Below are 17,068 nucleotides of genomic sequence, written 5' to 3'. Positions count from 1 at the left end.
GCGTAGGCGACGTCCTCATCGGGGCTGCGGCCCTGGCAGCCGATTATAACGGTTGTGCCAAGGCATCGCACATCAAAGACAAGATTATCGAAATGCAGCACCTGAACGAAACGCTCTTCGGCTGCGGCATCGCCTGCTCGGCCCTGGGCAAACCGACGAAATCGGGCAACTACCTCATCGACCTGCTGCTGGCCAACGTGTGCAAGCAGAACGTCACCCGTTTTCCCTATGAAATCGTCCGCCTGGCCGAAGATATTGCTGGCGGCCTGGTCGTCACGGCGCCGTCGGAAATCGACTTGCGGGATCCGAAAATCGGGCCGTATGTCGATAAATACCTCAAAGGCGTATCGTCCGTATCGACGGAAAACCGCCTGAAAGTCCTGCGTCTCATCGAAAACCTCTGCCTGGGCACGGCCGCCGTCGGCTACCGGACAGAATCCATGCACGGTGCCGGCAGCCCGCAGGCACAGCGCATCATGATTTCCCGTCAGGGGAACCTGGAAATGAAGAAAGAACTGGCTAAGAAGATTGCCCATATTGAAGAATAGTACATGACGAATATGTAAGGGGAGAACTACATCATGGTAAAGGAAGTGTACTCCAATACGGGCGGCCAGTCGTCCAAATCGACGCCGACGGCAGCTATTGCCAAATTTGCCTCGGCCGGCAAGCGGGTCCGCAAAAAAGACCTGGGTCTCATGGCCATGTCCTACGGTTATGTATATGTCGCCCAGATCGCTATGGGTGCCGACAAGCAGCAGACACTGAAAGCCATCCGTGAAGCCTACCACGGCCCGAGCCTGATCATCGCCTATGCACCGTGCTCCAACCATGGAATCAAAGCAGGCATGGCCAAGACACAGCTGGAAGCTAAACGAGCCGTCGAATCGGGCTACTGGTCCCTCTACCGGTACAATCCGGAACTCAAGGAACAGGGAGAAAATCCGTTCCACCGCGATTCGAAAGAACCGACAGAAAGCTTCCAGGATTTCATCAGAGGCGAAGTACGCTATGCTTCCCTGATCCAGAAATTCCCCGATACGGCACCGCAGCTCCTGCAGCAGGCTGAAGATGACGCACGGGAACGGCGGGAAACGTATAAGAAATTAGCGGCCTTGTAAGAGCTATCCTCTTACTTCTCATACAATACCAATCCTTCACTAAAAACGAAACGAACCTGGTCCTCCTAAGTGGGACCAGGTTCGTTTCGTTTTGTCTGCTGCCGTATATGAGATGCAGGCAGCGTTATAACAGGGAGCGGACAGCCGTAAAATCGTCGGGACACTGCAGCGTCCTGATGCCCTTTTGTGCTTCGAGTCCTTCTGTATTGGCGCAGATACAGGGGCAGCCGCAGACGATAAGCCAGTAATCCGCCTGACGGGCGCCGTGGGCCGCATAGACCCAGGCATGGCCGGGGAAATCTCCCATGAGGCGCTGTACTTCCTGCGCCCGGTCGTACGTGCTGTTGCAGCCACCGCAGTACTTGATGCCGATAACCATAGCCGTCACCTTGTATGATGCTGGCTGAGAATGGCCTTTGCCTGGGCGATGAGGTCATCACTCACGCTCGTGTCGAGGATGATATCTTCGATTTCCGGGAACACCGCTTTCAGCCGTTCCGCAACGATTTCTTCCGTTGTAATCGTCGCCGATGGGCAGCCGCTGCACATGCCGGTCAGGCGGATGTACACTTTGCCGTCCGTAAAATCCTGCAGTACTACATTGCCGTGGTGCGATGCCAGAATGGGGCGGATGTCCCGTTCCAGTACCTGTTCTATATCCTGTGTCGTAATAGCCATACAAAAGGCCTCCATTTCCATGCATATAATAATGAATATATGTCTTATTGTATAATGCCGGGCAGAGAATGTCAAAATGAAACGCTCCATGGATTCTATGAAAAATACGAATATACAAATTCATACGTAAATTCGTATAAAAATCTTCCTTTTCTTCTCATTCTATGGTAAAATCGTCTGTATGAGAAGGTATTATTTTTATGCAAAGGCATAGTATCAAGGAGGTTTACGTACAATGGCAGTAGTACTCAGAGACGTAGGACAGTATATTCAGGGCGCAGGTGAACTCGATAACCTGGGAAAATTCGTAAAAAAACTGGGCAATAAATTCTTGCTCATCTGTTCCCCCAATAATAAACAGCGTATTGGCGACCGCATCGAAACGGCATTGAAGAGTGTAGAAAAGGAAATGGTCTATTCCGAATTCCACAACCAGTGCACCATGGAAGCCATCGAAAAGGCCGTAGCCGACGGAACGGCTGCCGGCTGTGACATCGTCATCGGTGCCGGCGGCGGCACGGCTATCGATACGGCCAAAGCCGTGGCAACCAAAATGGGCGGCATCCCCTGTGTCATCATCCCGACCATCGCATCCAACGATGCACCCTGTGCCGGCCTTTCCGTCGTCTACAATGAAGAAGGCGTCGTCGTCAAAGTCATCAATATGGTCCGCAACCCCGACGTCGTTCTCGTCGATACGGGCGTCATTGCCCAGGCACCGCGCAAATTCCTCGTATCCGGCATGGGCGATGCCCTGGCTACGTATTTTGAAGCCCGCGCCTGCTGGCGTACCGGTGCCCGCACCATGGCACGGGGCAACTGCTCCCACACGTCACTGGCTATGGCCAAGCTCTGCTATGACCTCCTCCTCGAACATTCCGCCAAGGCTCTGGAAGCGGTAGACCGCAACGAAGTGAACGAAGACCTGGAAAACGTCGTCGAAGCCTGCATTTACCTCAGCGGATTCGGCGCTATCTGCGGCGGTCTGGCTGCTGCCCATGCCATCAATGACGGCCTCGGTGCCGTACCGCAGATTCATGCCAACGGCACGTCCCACGGCGAAAAAGTCGCCTTTGGCCTCATCGCCCAGCTCATCCTCGAAAAAGCTCCGGAAGAAGAATGGAATACCGTCCTCGACTATATCCACGCCGTCGGCCTGCCGTCCACACTGGCTGATCTGGGCGTAACGGAATTTGTCGAAGCCGACATCCGCCGGGCTGCTAAAATCGCCGCATCGCCGAAAGAATTCACCAAAAACGTCCGCGCCGACATCACTGCCGATGAAGTCTATGAAGCCATCCTGGCTGCCGATAAAGCCGGCGCTGCCAAATAAATTCCTGCAGCACTGAAACTGACAGGATAAGGAAAAGAACATTTCCTTCATGCATATAAATCATGAGGGAATGTTCTTTTTGTCTATACACGTAAGGGGAGTCTGTCTTATTGCAGCCAAATATGGTATAATACCTGTATATGTCTTTAGTACCACGTAATAGTACTAGATTTTATAGGATGAAACCAGATGGAGGATATAGAATGGCTCAAGTAAAAATTACAGAAACAGTGCTCCGCGACGGGCATCAGTCCATAGCGGCGACACGAATGCGCCTCAGGCAGATGCTGCCCGTGCTGGAAGCAATGGATGACATCGGCTATAATGCCCTGGAATGCTGGGGCGGCGCTACCTTTGATACGTGCATGCGCTTCCTCGATGAAGACCCGTGGGAACGGTTGCGGACCATCAAGAAATACGTCAAAAAGACGCCTCTGCAGATGCTGTTCCGGGGACAGAACATCCTGGGATACCGCCATTATGCCGATGATGTCGTATACGAATTCGTCAATCGTGCCGTTGATAACGGCATAGACATCATCCGCGTATTCGATGCCCTCAACGATCCGCGCAACATGGAAGCAGCCATCAAGGCGGCCAAAGACACGAAGTCCGTCCATGTGCAGGGAACATTGGTCTACACTATCAGTCCTATCCACACGCTGGAATCGTTTACCCGCGTAGCCGGCGAACTGGAAGACATGGGCGTCGATTCGGTCTGCATCAAAGATATGTCGGGTCTTCTGGCCCCGTATGATGCCTACAACCTGGTACGCATGCTGAAAAAGCACCTCCGCGTGCCCATCGAACTGCATACGCACTGCACCTGCGGCTTTGGAGAAATGACCTATCTCAAGGCCATCGAAGCCGGCGTCGATATCATCGATACGGCCCTGTCCCCCTTTGGGGAAATCACCAGCCAGCCGGCCACGGAAACAATGGTCATGGCCCTCCAGGGGAGTATCTACGATTCCGGTATCGATATCGAAAAATTATGGCCCCTGACGGAACACTTCAAACAAGTCCGCAAGGAACTGGCCGACGAATTCAAACTGACCATGCCGGCCCAGATTAATCCGGCTGTCCGCAAATACCAGATCCCCGGCGGCATGCTGACCAACCTGTACAACCAGCTCAAGAACCAGGGTGCGGAAGACCGATTTGACGACGTACTGGCCGAAATGCCGAATGTCCGCCGCGACCTGGGCTATCCGCCACTGGTCACACCGACCAGCCAGATTACCGGCTCGGCGGCCGCACTGAACGTACTCTTCGGCCGCTATAAAATCATTACCAACGAAGTCCGCGACATCGTCCGCGGCAAATACGGCCGTGTACCGGGTACCATCTCCGAAGAATTCCGCAAAATGTGCATCGGCGACGAACCCGTCATCGACCACCGCCCGGCCGACGACCTGGAACCGGAACTGGGCAAAGCCAAAGAAGAACTGGCTAAAGAAGGATTCCCCGATGCCAGCCCGGAAGACGTCCTGAGCTATACCCTCTTCCCGGAAGTAGCCCTGCCGTTTTTCAAGAGCCACAAAAAGAAACAGACCCAGGAAAAAGCCTGAGTGAGAACATAAAAACCAAAGCATCCATAAACCCGGCGGTTTATGGATGCTTTATTTTTATGTATAGAGTAGATCATGTGTATTTTTTCCGTCTATGGGACGTATTATATAGATTTCATTAATCCTGTTTTTGCTACATCGTATAATGAAGTGAAATCATATGTTGGAATTCTATATGTATATAAAGTAAGCATATGAGATGGCAATACGCGGATTAAGAACGTTGTGATAGAAATCAGAAAAAAGGGAGAGGGAAAATATGAGTTATACCGTTCTCGTGGAAGAGGTAGTCCGTCAGGAATTTGCTGTGGAAGCGGCAGTCTCTGTCTTATGCAGTGGACGTATCCTGTCAGGTGGTCTGTGGTTCCGGATCGTCTTCCCCGTATTCGGTATAGAGTTGTTTCAAGATACATTTCCGTTCGACCAGGCCGAGCAGCTTTTTATCCTTGACGATAGGGATGGATTTCAGGTGTTCGGCGACCATGACGCTGGCCAGGTCCTCCATGGTGGCATCCGGGCCGGCCATGACGACTTTTTTGGTCATGAGCTGTCCCGCTGTGCAGGCGAACAGCTTCTTGAATCCCTGTTCGTATTCTTTGAGGTTGCCATAGTAGATATTGGCCCCCAGGAGATTGACATACTGTGGAACATGGGGCTTGACTTCCTTGTACAGGAGGTCCGCGTCGGTGACAATACCGATGACCGTGTTGTCGTCGTCTACGACGGGGATGGCCGAAATGTTATGTTCGACAAACATATCGACGAGATCGAAAATCGTCGTATCTTTTTTAGCTGTGATGACATTTTTTTCCATAATATCTGCTGCTGTTTTTGTCATAGCAATCAGCTCCTTTGGTGTAAACGCATCAGCTCCCTTTGTCTATCCTTATTATAGCACGTTTGCACTGGTATGGCAGAAAAACTGGCTCGTGGCCGTACAGGCCGGTGCAGGATGGGATGGATGGGAGAAATCATCTTTTCAAATGGAGGGATTTCTGCTACAATATTATTGCTAATAATATTCAATTTCATATAAAGGATGCGATACGAGTGAATACCCTGATAGTATACGATGACCGGGAACGGACTAAAGAAATGGCGATATGTCTTGCCCGGGTCCTTGGCATGTGCCGCTATCTGTCGTGGCAGCACGTTTCTCCTTCCCTGGCCGCCCGGTATGGGGCCGTCTTGTTTGTGACATCGGACAGCTCGTCTCTGCGTTCTGCTCTGGCGGGATATTCCTGGCATGCCTCTCATCTGGCTGCGGTCCTGCTGGGAAACCGGGCAGAGGCGGCACGATTCCATCAGCAGGCTCACCGTGACGGCATCCCACTGGAAATGGTACTGCCTGCAGACCGGGAGTCTTTTCCCGATGATGTCATTGCCATCGCCTGCCAGCTGCGCCGTGAGTGGCTGGATGAAACGGGAAGTCTTCCCGATGAAGGCGTACGTCAGGCAGTGGAGCAGTTCCTGACCAGTCACAATACGGCGTCACTGGCGACGGGAAGCGGTACCAGCGTGCGCTGCACTCCTATCGAGTATGTGTACCGGGACGGAACGATGTATCTCTTCACTGAAGGTGGGATGAAGTTTGCCAATCTCTACCGGAACCGTCATGTCAGTCTCAGTGTATACGACCCGTTCACCGGCCTGTCGGACCTTGCGGGGATGCAGCTCACCGGAACGGCCAGCTGGTACGGCCCGGGTGATGCGGAGTACGAGCAGGCTCTGGCGGTACGCCATCTGACGCTGGAACAGGTGGAAAAGATGCCTGTCGTGCTGCATGCCCTGGTGATTACGCTGGAACAGGTGGAATTTCTCTGGCATGGGTTTACCGGACGGAAAGGGGCACCACGGCAGTATTACCGGTGGCACGATGAAACGGAAAAGAGGCGGTAGTCATGAAATGGAAAGAGGCATTACAAATCAGACAGATGGAAGACGATAATCTGACTCTTATGGAAAGTGCGTCCGGCAAGCTGCGCATTGCAGCTTATATCGTATACCCCGGAATTACCCTGCAATACATTACATCCCATGTGCAGAACGTCACCTTCCCCGCACGGCCCAGACCGGACGTATTTGCCATCAATCATTGTGAAAAGGGCCGGATCGAGTGCCATTTCCAGAACGGGGAATACCTGTATATGGGAAAGGGCGATATGTCCATCGGCTGGCGGGACAGTGCCGGTTACTGCCACAATGCCTTTTTCCCGTCATCCCACTATCATGGCGTATCCCTGATCGTCCACGTCCCGGAAGCCCAGCCCGTACTGGACCGGCTGCTGACCGATGATTCGCTGGACTTGTCCGGTTTGTGCAGCCGGTTCTGCTATCACAGCCGCTTTGGTATGATTCTTGAAGAAAATACATCCATGCGCCATTTGTTTTATGAACTGTATCACGTGCCGGAACAGATTCGGAAGCGGTATCTGCGCCTGAAGGTGATGGAAATCCTGCTGTTTCTCACTACACTGGAACCGGTGCAGAAGCAGAACCAGATACAGCTCAATAAAAAACAGGCTGATGCCGTCAAAGCAGTCCATTTCCTGCTGACCCAGCATGTGAAAGAACACCTGACCATCAACGAACTGGCACAGCGTGGCGGTCTGGCTGCAACGACACTGAAACGGTGCTTTAAAGAAATGTACGGTAAGACCATATTTCAGTACATGCAGGAATACCGCGTCAGTGAGGCCGCGCGCCAGCTTGTTGAAGGGGAAGAAAGCATTATGGAAATCGCAGCCCGTGTCGGATATGAAAACAGCAGCAAATTTGCCAAGGCCTTTCAGAAATTTACGGGCCTTACGCCCAGCGTGTACCGGCAGAAACATAAGTCATAACTATCAGGCACGATGATGATGTGCCTGGAGAGGCTGTCTCTATGAGATAGTCTCTCTTTTTTTTGCGAAAAATGTCCAAATGGAGCCGGAAATGTCCGATTGGAGTGGCATACTTATTTGTTTTATGGTATTATTTTATCGTTATTGATTATTAATATCATAAAATAACAGAGGGGTGTATAGGAACATGAATCATCAGTACAAATCATATATGACAGGCATTATTCTGGCTGCGATGGCCATGCCGGCCTATGCGGCAGCTGCTGGTACGGCACAGGCAGATACGCAGAACCTGCTCAGCAAAGACGTCGTCGTTACGGCTACCCGTACAGAAGCCGAAGTAAAGACGGTCCCAAATACGGTAGAAGTCATTACGGCAGAAGACATCCGGAAACTGGGTGCTACCGATGTCTACTCGGCTTTGCGACTGGCAGATAATATACAGATCATGAACACGAGCACCGGGTTCGGCCACCGCGTTTCCATGCGCGGCATGGCCAGCAATCAGACGCTGATCCTCATCAACGGCCAGCGCACGGCCATTGAAGATACGGCTACGACACAGAATCTGCTGGCCTTGGACCGGATCAACGTCAATACGATTGAACGCATTGAAATCGTCCGCGGCGCCGCTTCTGCCCAGTATGGCTCCGATGCGCTGGCCGGCGTCATCAATATCATCACCAAGAAATCGACAGGAAAACCGTCGGTCACTGTAGGGGCTACGACCGGTACGACGAATATGCAGAACTATTATCATATCGACCTGGGGAAACAGGGGAAATTCAGCGGCGTTTTTGATATGGATTTCTCTAAAGACCGCCAGTGGACGGAACATAACGTATCGGGACTGCCCATCAAAAACCTGCAGGGGCCCAAACAGAATTATCGCTTCAGCGGGACCTATGAACTGGGCAAGGATAAGAATTTAAATCTCGACCTGGGATATTATAAAGACAAGCTGACCGGCGACTGGAGCCACAAGGAATACAATACCGGTGCCTGGGGCGGTATCATCCGTCTGCAGGATGCCAAACTGGAAACGGAACGGCGCGATGCCAGCCTGAGCCTGACGGGGAAGAATAAAAAAGATGATTATATGATCCGCACATTCTACAGCAAGATGGATAAATTCCGGTTCCTGCCCTATACGGCCCTGGCAAAAGAAACGGGGGAAACCAATACCTACTCTGTCTGGGGCATTGAAGCCAAGAACAGCCATAAAATCAACGGCAGTCATACTCTGACCTATGGCACGGAATATGACCGCTATCTCGTCGAAGGGGTCAATTTCGGCAAAAGCGGCGACAATGGCAAAGACGTCAATACCTATGCCGCTTATATCCAGGATGAATGGCTGGCTGGGAACAAGTGGATCATCATCCCTGCCGTCCGCTATGACAAGCACAGTGAATTCGGCAGCAAGACGACACCGCATCTGGGCGTGACGTATCTTCTCAATGACAACAACCGGTTCAAAGCCAACTGGGGCAAAGGATTCAAGGCCCCGACGGTCAGTGAATTGTATATGGACTACACCCACATGGGCGTCCTGACCATGGGCAATCCGGATCTCCAGCCGGAAGAATCGACGAACTGGGACGTCAGCTATGAAGGCGAATGGGGGAAGACCTTTGGCAAGGTGACCTATTTCCACAATACTATCGACAATATGATTTCCACCCATAGTGTCAGTGGTATGCGCGGCGTGAGCGAGTATTACAACATCGACGGCACGACCAAGACCCACGGCATCGAACTGACCCTGGGGCGGAATCTGTCCAAACGCTGGGATATCAAGGCGACGAGCAACTGGACGAGTGCCAGCAATAAGTCGGCGTCAGCGGCTTCGTCAGCTCACGGCGTGGATGGCATAGCCGATAACATCACGACACTGCAGCTTACCTATGATGATCATAAGACCAGCGGATATAATTTCACCATCTGGGAACAGTGGGTCAACAACTATTATGAAAGCGATTCTAATGACAAGTATACCTATAACACCCTGAATTTTGTCGTAAACCGCAAATTCAATGACCGGTTCCGCCTGTTTGCCGGCGTAGATAATATTTTCGATAAGAAAATAGATGAAATTTATCTGGACGGGCGCATCTGGCGTACCGGCATGGAATACCGGTTCTAAAAAGGGTACGCCGTAACCGGCCTGGAAAAATCCGTGGACAGGGAAAAGAAAATGTCCGATTGGAGCAGCCGATGACTAATTGGAGTAGAAAATATTGTTGAGATTTGATATCATGATTACAGGTGATAATTACTATCGATATTAAAAGGAGGACCTTATGCACAAAATCAGAGGAGAAGTAGTCCGGGACGGAACCTGGGAATGCCTGGGATATACAGTGGCCTTGTGGCTGGGATTTGTATCGGTCGTTTCTTTTTTGTTCTGCTGATATGCAGAGGTAGTACTACGCCTGAATACGGTATGGATTACAGAAGGAGTGGAAGTAATGGAAGGGTTTTCTTATTTTTTGCATTTGTTTCATAGTGGTGGCATCGTCATGTATCCCCTGCTGCTCTTATCGCTGATTACGGTGGCCATTGCCGTCGAACGGTTTTCCTATTATAAAAAGAACCGCCGCCAGTCGAAGAAGTTCTTTACTGGTGTCCGCCATGCGGCGGCCCATCAGCAATGGGATATGGCCGGTGAAATCTGCCAGAGTTTTCCCACGGCGATCAGCCGCGTCGTAGAACAGGGCCTGCGCAATGATCAGAATGAAAAAGCCATGCGTCATGCCTTTATGGAACGCATGGCAGCAGAAGCCGTCGGGTTCCGCCGCTATCTCGATTATCTCAGCGCCATCGTCACCATCGCCCCGCTCCTGGGGCTGCTGGGAACCGTAACGGGAATGATCAATACCTTCAGTATCCTCGATAACGGTGCCGGTGCCGCAGCTATTACCGGTGGCGTCGGGGAAGCACTGGTAGCGACGGCCAGCGGGTTGTGCGTGGCTATCCTGGCGTTCTGCGTCTATACCTATTTCAGCCATCAGCTCGATGTCATCGTGACCGATACGGAAGGCCTGTGCGCCGATGTCCTGAATGCCAAGAAAGAAAGCTGGGGGAGAGCCTGATGTTTCAAGATATGCGCATGAAAAAGAAACCTATTTTCATGATTATCCCCATGATAGATATTATCTTTTTCCTTCTCGTCTTCTTTATGATGAACAGCCTGCAGACTGTGGCCCAGAAAGCACTGTCCGTGCATCTGCCCCAGGCGCAGAGTGCCAGTGCCCCTGTGCAGATGCCCATCATTCTGACCCTGGACAAGGAAGGCCATATTACACTGGACAATAAACCTGTTACCATTGATGAAGCGTCGCAGCTGATGAAACAGCACATGACGGAAAATGCTAACGCTGCCGTTATTCTCCAGGCAGACAAGCAGACGGCACATGGACAGGTCGTAGCCGTCATGGATATGCTGAAAGGAGCCGGCGTGAAACGGCTGGCTATCGCGGCAGAACAGAAGGGATAATACATGACACGGATCATGACATGGAAAAAAGCATATACTATTTCCCTGGCCGTACATGTAGTCGTCGCTGCCGTATTTGTTTTGCTGTGCGCCGGAGCCGTTATCCATCATGAACCGAAGATGGTCGTCATCGATCTCGATTCGTCGGAACCGCAAAGCCAGGGTAGCGGCCATGCCGGCGGTGGCGGAGGTGGCAGTGCGGGTCAGACTCTTTTCCCGGATAAACTGTCGGCTGCAGACATGGAAAAACGAGTGGAAGCAGTCACAGAGAATCAATCGGCCCTGCGTCCCCAGACTCCTGCTGCCGTACCGGCTGTGACACCGGCAGCCGACGTGCCGCGGCAGGATGCAGCTCCGCAGACTGCAGCACCGGCTCCACCTTCTGCGCCAGCTGCAGACGCCGGAAACGGGGGGGATTCTCCTGCCGGCGGCAGCAGTGGCAGCGGCGAAGGAACGGGAAGCGGCACGGGAACCGGTGACGGCAGTGGCATCGGCAGTGGCATCGGTGATGGCGCCGGAGATGGGACCGGCGACGGCCAGGGATATGGCGATGGCTCTGGTGATGGACAGGGAAGCGGCAACAGCCAGACCCCGGGTACAGGAACGGGACCGTTCGATATCGATGGCTGGCAGGCGGCGGTCAATGCCAATAAAAATTATCCGCTCATGGCAGTCAAACGGAATCTGCAGGGAACTGTCACCATTCAGACGACCCTCGATGCTGGTGGAAATTGCCTGGGCGTATCTGTTGCAGGCAGTTCCGGGCAGAGTCTGCTCGATGATGCTGCCGTCCGTGCGGCCTATGCCTCCTGCCCCTATCCCAATCCCACGGGCAGCACCGTGACTATCACGACAAATGTAAATTTCCGCCTGAATTAGGCGATACAGACACGCAGATGATATACCGTTACATAAGCTATCTAGTATTAATGAGGTGAGACGAATGAAAACAATCGTAGTATATTCTACCCGTACGGGAAATACCAAAAAAGTGGCCGAAGCCATAGCGGCGGCTCTTCCGCCGGGCACGCCCTGCCAGCCGTTGGCAGATGAACCGGATCTGACGGCGTACGACTGCGTATTCCTGGGGTTCTGGGTGGACCGCGGTACGGCCAATCAGGAGGCGCAGGATGTCATCCGCACTCTGAAAAATGACCACATATGTCTCTTTGCTACCCTGGGTGCCAATCCTAAGTCGGAGCATGCTGCCAGCAGCCTGAAACAGGCTGAAGCGCTCCTGCCGGACGGAAAATCGGCAGACGGGACCTTTATCTGCCAGGGAGCCGTCGATCCGAAAGTGATTGAAATGATGTACAAGAAATTTCCTGCCGGGTCGCCCCACGGACGGTCTCCGGAGCGGGACGCACTTCATGCAGAAGCGGCAAAACACCCTGATGCGGCCGATCTCAGTCAGGCGGCAGCGTTTGCCCGGGATGTGTACCGCCGCATAACGGAGGGATGACATGAATCTGGAAACGTATTATCAATCCTTGTCGGTAGAGGAACGGGCCCTGCAATTCGGAGTAGAGACAGCAGATCCGCTTACGGGGGCTTTCCCCCGCAAGCGTGTCGTTCATGCGGGACTGCAGGGACAGGTGCTGCCGGCAGATCAGGCCCAGGATATATGGCAGCGCCTGATGGCACAGCGCCCGGACCGGACCCGGCTGCAGACGGCGTATATCCATATCCCGTTCTGCAAGACCAAATGTCTCTACTGCGGCTTTTTCCAGAATGGGACCAATCAGGACGAAGAAGACCACTATATCGACTGCCTCGTACAGGAACTGGAAATGGCAGCGGACCAGCCGCGGCTGCGGGACGGACTCATTCACGCCGTCTTCATCGGTGGCGGTACGCCGACGTCCCTGTCGGCTGCCAATGCGCGGCGGCTGCTGCAGACTATCCGGCGCTGCCTGCCTCTGGCCAACGATTATGAACTGACACTGGAAGGCCGTATCCACGATCTGGTGCCGGAGAAAATGGAAACATGGCTCCGATGTGGCGTCAACCGCGTGTCTCTGGGCGTACAGTCCTTCCACACGCAGATACGGCGTCAGGTGGGACGCCTCGATGACCAGGATACGGTCCTGAAGAATCTGGCGGCCCTCAAAGCGTATGAACAATGCGCCGTGGTCATCGACCTCATCTATGGCCTGCCCGGTCAGACAGAACGGGTATGGAAAGAAGACCTCGATGCCCTGGTTGCATCCGGTGTCGATGGCGCGGACTTGTATCAGCTCAATGTCTTTGAAGACAGTGACCTCAGCCGGGCTATCGAAAGCGGCCGCCTTCCCCCAGCCGCGACGACAGAAGAGGAAGCACATCTCTTTGCTCTGGCCAGGGATTATATGGACCGTCACGCCTGGAAACGGCTGAACATCTGTCACTGGAGCTGCAGCAACCGGGAACGGAGCCTGTACAACTGCCTGGCCCGCAGCCATTCCGCCATGTTTCCTTTTGGAAGCGGTGCCGGTGGCCATATTGATGGCTATTCGACAATGCTGCACCGTTCGCTCCTGCCCTATGAAGCAATGATAGAACATGGGCAGAAACCCTTCATGGCCTTAATAAAACAAAATGATTTGCAAAATCTGGTTGATACGGTCCAGCAGCAGCTCGAACAGGGATATCTGAATCTGGATGGCCTGGCTGCGGCAAGACCGGAACTGGCCGGACTGCGCTGGCTGTACCAGTTATGGGAAAAGCGGGGACTCGTACAGGATACGGGCGTCCTATGCAAACTGACGGCAGCCGGTGAATTCTGGCAGGTCAATGTGACGCAGACGACGTTGGAATGTATGCAGTATCTCCTGACAGGTAAAAACGGTCTGGCTATGGAAGGCATTGCGGCACAAGATTCACAGAAAGTCCGCGATATTGTTGCCCGGATGAAGGCTATGAAAAAACATTCCGGTGGCATGACAGATAAAATCAGGGCCATGCAGCTTATGGCAGAAACGATGAAGCAGCTGCGTCCTGATGAAATCCAGGCGGTCATGAAACACATGATGGACTAAGCTACCTCCTTCATTGCAGCGGAAGAGTCATTCCCTTCCCTTGACAGTAGTCTTTTCCGCTGCAGTTTTCATAGAAAGACGGCACGTTGTCAGGTCGTATCTCCTCCCTGGGAACGTGCCGTCTTTATTTGTTAGAAATGCGTAATAAAACTAGAAATTAAAAATAATGATATTGACAATCGATAACGATATTTATACAATGGTCCCATAGTGATTTTATGAACAAAGGAGGGAATTTCTTGCAACATATACTGAAAGGAATCATTGCCATCGTCTGCCTGATCATCCTGGGAATCGTGGCCTATCTCATGATGACGCCACAAGATACGGCACGACAGGCACAGACCCGCCAGGTTACCGATGCGACAGGGCAGGAACTGACCATACCGGTCCATCCGCAGCGTGTCGTCTTTCTCAATGTATCCAATCTGGATCTGTATTATGCGGCTGGTGGCAGAGATACCATCGCAGGGAAACCGACGTCGGATTCTATGTCGCCGGAACTGGCCGATGCCATGAAAGACGTACCGGCTGTGGGCATTATCCATAGCCCGAATATGGAAACGATTTTGTCCCTGAAGCCCGATCTGGTCATCGGTGTCAATGTGCCGTTCCACAACCAGATACGGCAGACGCTGGAACAAAACGGTATTCCACTGTATATTAATTCACTTGATTCGCTGGAAGATACGGAAAAAACACTCCGCTTTTTCGGCGAACTGACCGGCAAGGAAGGAGAAGCCAACGCCAGAGCTGATGAAATCAAAAAACGGTGTGATGCCGTCGTAGAGGCCGCTTCCCATGAGACGAGCCCGCGGAGCCTTATCGTATTCAGTTCGCCGGAAAGCAATAACATGGCTACATCATACAGCTTCTCCGGAGATTTGCTGAAGCGGCTCCACGGTACTAATATTGCCGATCTGGACAGTTCCCTCCAGGGGCCTTATGTGCCGCTCAGCATGGAATATGTTATCAAAAACGATCCCCAGATCATTTTCATCATTTCCATGGGACAGAGCACAGACGAACTGAAGCGGTTCCGTCAGTCCATGAGCGACAGTGATGCCTGGAGCCAGGTGACGGCTGTCCGGGAGGGGCGGGTGTATGAGCTTCCGGCCCGTCTGTTTACGGTCAATCCGGGAAGCCACATTGCCGATGCCATGGAATATATGTCCCAGTGCCTGTATCAAGGAGGAACCTTATGACTGGTATATATGACGACAGAGTCAAAACAAGACAGACACGGCGGCTGGCCGTCATCCTGCTGGGCTGTGTACTGCTGCTGATCATTCTCGTCCTGGCCGTCATGGCCGGAGCCGTGACGATTCCCGTCCGGGATGTCTGGCTGGCCCTTACGGCACCAGGAACGACAGAGGACTACCGCATTATCTATACCCTGCGCATGCCCCGCGTCATCTGTGCCGCTCTGGCCGGCGCCAATTTGGCCTTGTCCGGATGCATCCTCCAGGGAATCCTGCGCAATCCGCTGGCTGATCCGGGCATCATCGGCATCTCTGCCGGAGCCGGACTGGCCGCCATGGCCCTGATGATGCTGGCGCCCAGCCTTACGGCGCTGGTGCCGCTGGCCGCCTTTGCCGGGGCGCTGGGAGCGGCGGCTGTCGTATTCCTGCTGGCCTGGGAACGGGGCGTCAACCCCCTGCGCCTCGTTCTGGCCGGCGTCGCCGTGGCTGCATTTTTTGGCGGCGGCATGACCGCCCTTTCCGTATTCTTTTCCGATAAAGTGCAGGGGACCGTATCGTGGCTGGCCGGCGGATTTGCCGGTGCCAGCTGGCAGAGCGTGCGCATGATCGTGCCGTACAGTGTCATCGGCATCATAGGGACGCTGTGCCTGTACCGCCGGCTCAATGCCCTGCAGCTCGGCGACGACGTGGCCCGCACCCTGGGCGTACGCGTAGACCGGACGCGGACGATGCTCATCGCCCTGGCGGCCCTGCTGGCAGCATCGGCTGTCAGCGTCGCCGGACTCCTGGGATTCGTCGGTCTCATCGTGCCCCACGTCATGCGCCTGGTCGTGGGCTCTGATTTTGAGCCCCTGCTGCCATGCTCGGCCCTGTTCGGGGCAATCCTCGTAGCCGGCGCCGATATTGCAGCCCGTACGCTGTTCAGCCCCATGGAAGTGCCTGTAGGCATTTTCATGTCCTTCATCGGCGCGCCCTTTTTCCTCTACTTATTGAAAAGGAGGATGAGAGCTGCATGACAGGTATAGAAATGAAGGACCTGCGCCTGCAGTACGGCGCCCGGGTGATTGCCGACCAGTTGCAGGTGACACTGGACAAACCGGAAATCGTGTCGATTATCGGCCCCAACGGGTCGGGAAAATCGACGCTTCTCAAGGCTATGGCCCGTCTGCTCCTGCCATCAGCCGGAACGGTCTATCTCCATGGCCGCGATATGAACAGCTTTTCAGCCGATGCCCTGGCCCGGATTATTTCCTTCCTGCCCCAATCGGCACAGGCTCCGGGGGACATGACCGTGCGCGATCTGGTCCTCATGGGGCGCCTGCCCTATCAGGGATTGTTTTCCAGCCTCAGCGAAGACGATATACGGGCGGCCGATAAGGCACTGGAAGAAACGGAAATGACGGAGCTCCGGCATCACCGTCTGTCCGAACTTTCCGGCGGCGAACGGCAGCGCGCCTGGCTGTCCTTGGCTCTGGCGAAAGAACCGGAAATCCTCCTTCTCGACGAGCCGACGACGTATCTCGATATCCATCATCAGCTCGATCTCATGGAACTCATTGCCCATCTGTATGAGACGACCCATATGATGGTGGTCATGGTCCTCCATGACCTGAATCACGCTGCCCGCTACAGTCACCGCCTCATTGCCGTCAAAAAGGGCCGCATCGTCGTAGACGGCCCCGTAGAGGAGGTATTCACCAGAGACATTATTGAACCTCTGTATCAGATACAGGCTGCTGTCACCCAGGTGCGGGAAGGAAACCGCCTGTATACCGTATGTATTCCCTATGCTACAAAATAAAAG

17 protein-coding genes and 1 pseudogene are annotated in these 17,068 nt (G+C 53.5%); 15 read left to right on the top strand and 3 right to left on the bottom strand.

All coding sequences use genetic code 11. The features are described 5' to 3' along the window. Together B4H10_RS05780 and B4H10_RS05775 are read left to right on the top strand one after the other, a co-directional pair. On the top strand, nt 1-548 hold a 548-nt coding region (locus tag B4H10_RS05780; protein ID WP_292018372.1), incomplete at its 5' end, for a 4-hydroxyphenylacetate 3-hydroxylase C-terminal domain-containing protein. Between the two features lie 30 nt (nt 549-578). Then, nucleotides 579-1,121, top strand: a pseudogene (locus tag B4H10_RS05775) (pyruvate:ferredoxin (flavodoxin) oxidoreductase); the annotation flags it as partial. Between the two features lie 124 nt (nt 1,122-1,245). Here B4H10_RS05775 and B4H10_RS05770 read toward each other — a convergent pair. Then, nucleotides 1,246-1,500 (bottom strand): hypothetical protein, encoded by a 255-nt coding sequence (locus B4H10_RS05770; RefSeq protein ID WP_292018371.1) that lies wholly within the window; start codon nt 1,498-1,500, stop codon nt 1,246-1,248. Nucleotides 1,501-1,505: 5 nt separating this feature from the next. Then, entirely contained in the window at nt 1,506-1,799 is a 294-nt protein-coding gene (locus B4H10_RS05765) for a NifU family protein (protein WP_292018370.1), read from the bottom strand. 235 nt (nt 1,800-2,034) lie between these two features. On the opposite strand from B4H10_RS05765, the gene B4H10_RS05760 reads away from it, so the two are divergent. Continuing rightward, nucleotides 2,035-3,132 carry a glycerol dehydrogenase gene (locus tag B4H10_RS05760; protein WP_075582025.1) on the top strand — a complete coding sequence of 366 codons (1,098 nt, stop codon included), beginning with the start codon at nt 2,035-2,037 and terminating at the stop codon, nt 3,130-3,132. Nucleotides 3,133-3,335: 203 nt separating this feature from the next. After that, a complete protein-coding gene (locus tag B4H10_RS05755; protein ID WP_059075704.1) occupies nt 3,336-4,703 on the top strand; it encodes a pyruvate carboxylase subunit B in 1,368 nt (455 codons plus the stop codon). Between the two features lie 349 nt (nt 4,704-5,052). Here the strand turns inward: B4H10_RS05755 and B4H10_RS05750 are convergent, their stop codons facing one another. Beyond that, nucleotides 5,053-5,541: a CBS domain-containing protein gene (locus tag B4H10_RS05750; RefSeq protein ID WP_059075705.1), complete on the bottom strand. Its 489-nt coding sequence runs from the start codon at nt 5,539-5,541 to the stop codon at nt 5,053-5,055. A gap of 212 nt (nt 5,542-5,753) precedes the next feature. Here B4H10_RS05750 and B4H10_RS05745 point away from each other — a divergent pair, with 212 nt between their 5' ends. The 11 genes from B4H10_RS05745 (at nt 5,754) to B4H10_RS05695 (ending at nt 17,065) form a co-directional block, all read left to right on the top strand. Then, on the top strand, nt 5,754-6,602 hold the full coding sequence (locus B4H10_RS05745; RefSeq protein ID WP_292018369.1) for a pyridoxamine 5'-phosphate oxidase family protein: 849 nt from the start codon (nt 5,754-5,756) through the stop codon (nt 6,600-6,602). 2 nt (nt 6,603-6,604) lie between these two features. After that, complete coding sequence (locus B4H10_RS05740; RefSeq protein ID WP_292018368.1) at nt 6,605-7,546, top strand: helix-turn-helix domain-containing protein; 942 nt, start codon at nt 6,605-6,607, stop codon at nt 7,544-7,546. A 187-nt stretch (nt 7,547-7,733) separates the two neighbouring features. Next, nucleotides 7,734-9,692: a TonB-dependent receptor plug domain-containing protein gene (locus B4H10_RS05735; protein WP_292018367.1), complete on the top strand. Its 1,959-nt coding sequence runs from the start codon at nt 7,734-7,736 to the stop codon at nt 9,690-9,692. 325 nt (nt 9,693-10,017) lie between these two features. Continuing rightward, nucleotides 10,018-10,641, top strand: coding sequence for a MotA/TolQ/ExbB proton channel family protein (locus B4H10_RS05730; RefSeq protein WP_075582030.1), 624 nt, complete (start codon nt 10,018-10,020; stop codon nt 10,639-10,641). Beyond that, a complete protein-coding gene (locus B4H10_RS05725; RefSeq protein ID WP_292018366.1) occupies nt 10,641-11,045 on the top strand; it encodes an ExbD/TolR family protein in 405 nt (134 codons plus the stop codon). Before B4H10_RS05730 ends, B4H10_RS05725 begins: the two co-directional genes overlap by 1 nt. A gap of 3 nt (nt 11,046-11,048) precedes the next feature. Further along, nucleotides 11,049-11,924 (top strand): energy transducer TonB, encoded by an 876-nt coding sequence (locus tag B4H10_RS05720; protein WP_292018365.1) that lies wholly within the window; start codon nt 11,049-11,051, stop codon nt 11,922-11,924. A gap of 64 nt (nt 11,925-11,988) precedes the next feature. Further along, on the top strand, nt 11,989-12,507 hold the full coding sequence (locus B4H10_RS05715; protein ID WP_113855478.1) for a flavodoxin family protein: 519 nt from the start codon (nt 11,989-11,991) through the stop codon (nt 12,505-12,507). Nucleotide 12,508: 1 nt separating this feature from the next. Continuing rightward, nucleotides 12,509-14,062 (top strand): heme anaerobic degradation radical SAM methyltransferase ChuW/HutW, encoded by a 1,554-nt coding sequence (hutW, locus tag B4H10_RS05710; RefSeq protein ID WP_292018364.1) that lies wholly within the window; start codon nt 12,509-12,511, stop codon nt 14,060-14,062. Nucleotides 14,063-14,301: 239 nt separating this feature from the next. Continuing rightward, nucleotides 14,302-15,267, top strand: a complete 966-nt coding sequence (locus tag B4H10_RS05705) for an ABC transporter substrate-binding protein (RefSeq protein ID WP_292018363.1) — start codon at nt 14,302-14,304, stop codon at nt 15,265-15,267. Then, nucleotides 15,264-16,280: a FecCD family ABC transporter permease gene (locus tag B4H10_RS05700; RefSeq protein ID WP_170087633.1), complete on the top strand. Its 1,017-nt coding sequence runs from the start codon at nt 15,264-15,266 to the stop codon at nt 16,278-16,280. Before B4H10_RS05705 ends, B4H10_RS05700 begins: the two co-directional genes overlap by 4 nt. Next, nucleotides 16,277-17,065, top strand: coding sequence for an ABC transporter ATP-binding protein (locus tag B4H10_RS05695; RefSeq protein ID WP_292017709.1), 789 nt, complete (start codon nt 16,277-16,279; stop codon nt 17,063-17,065). The genes B4H10_RS05700 and B4H10_RS05695 overlap by 4 nt, the downstream gene beginning before the upstream one ends. Nucleotides 17,066-17,068: the final 3 nt, after the last annotated feature.

The organism is Megasphaera sp. UBA4382 (assembly GCF_002391155.1).
Classification (GTDB): Bacteria; Bacillota; Negativicutes; order Veillonellales; family Megasphaeraceae; genus Megasphaera; species Megasphaera hexanoica.
The sequence above is the reverse complement of the archived record's forward strand: the minus strand, read 5'-3'. Positions and strand labels throughout refer to the sequence as shown.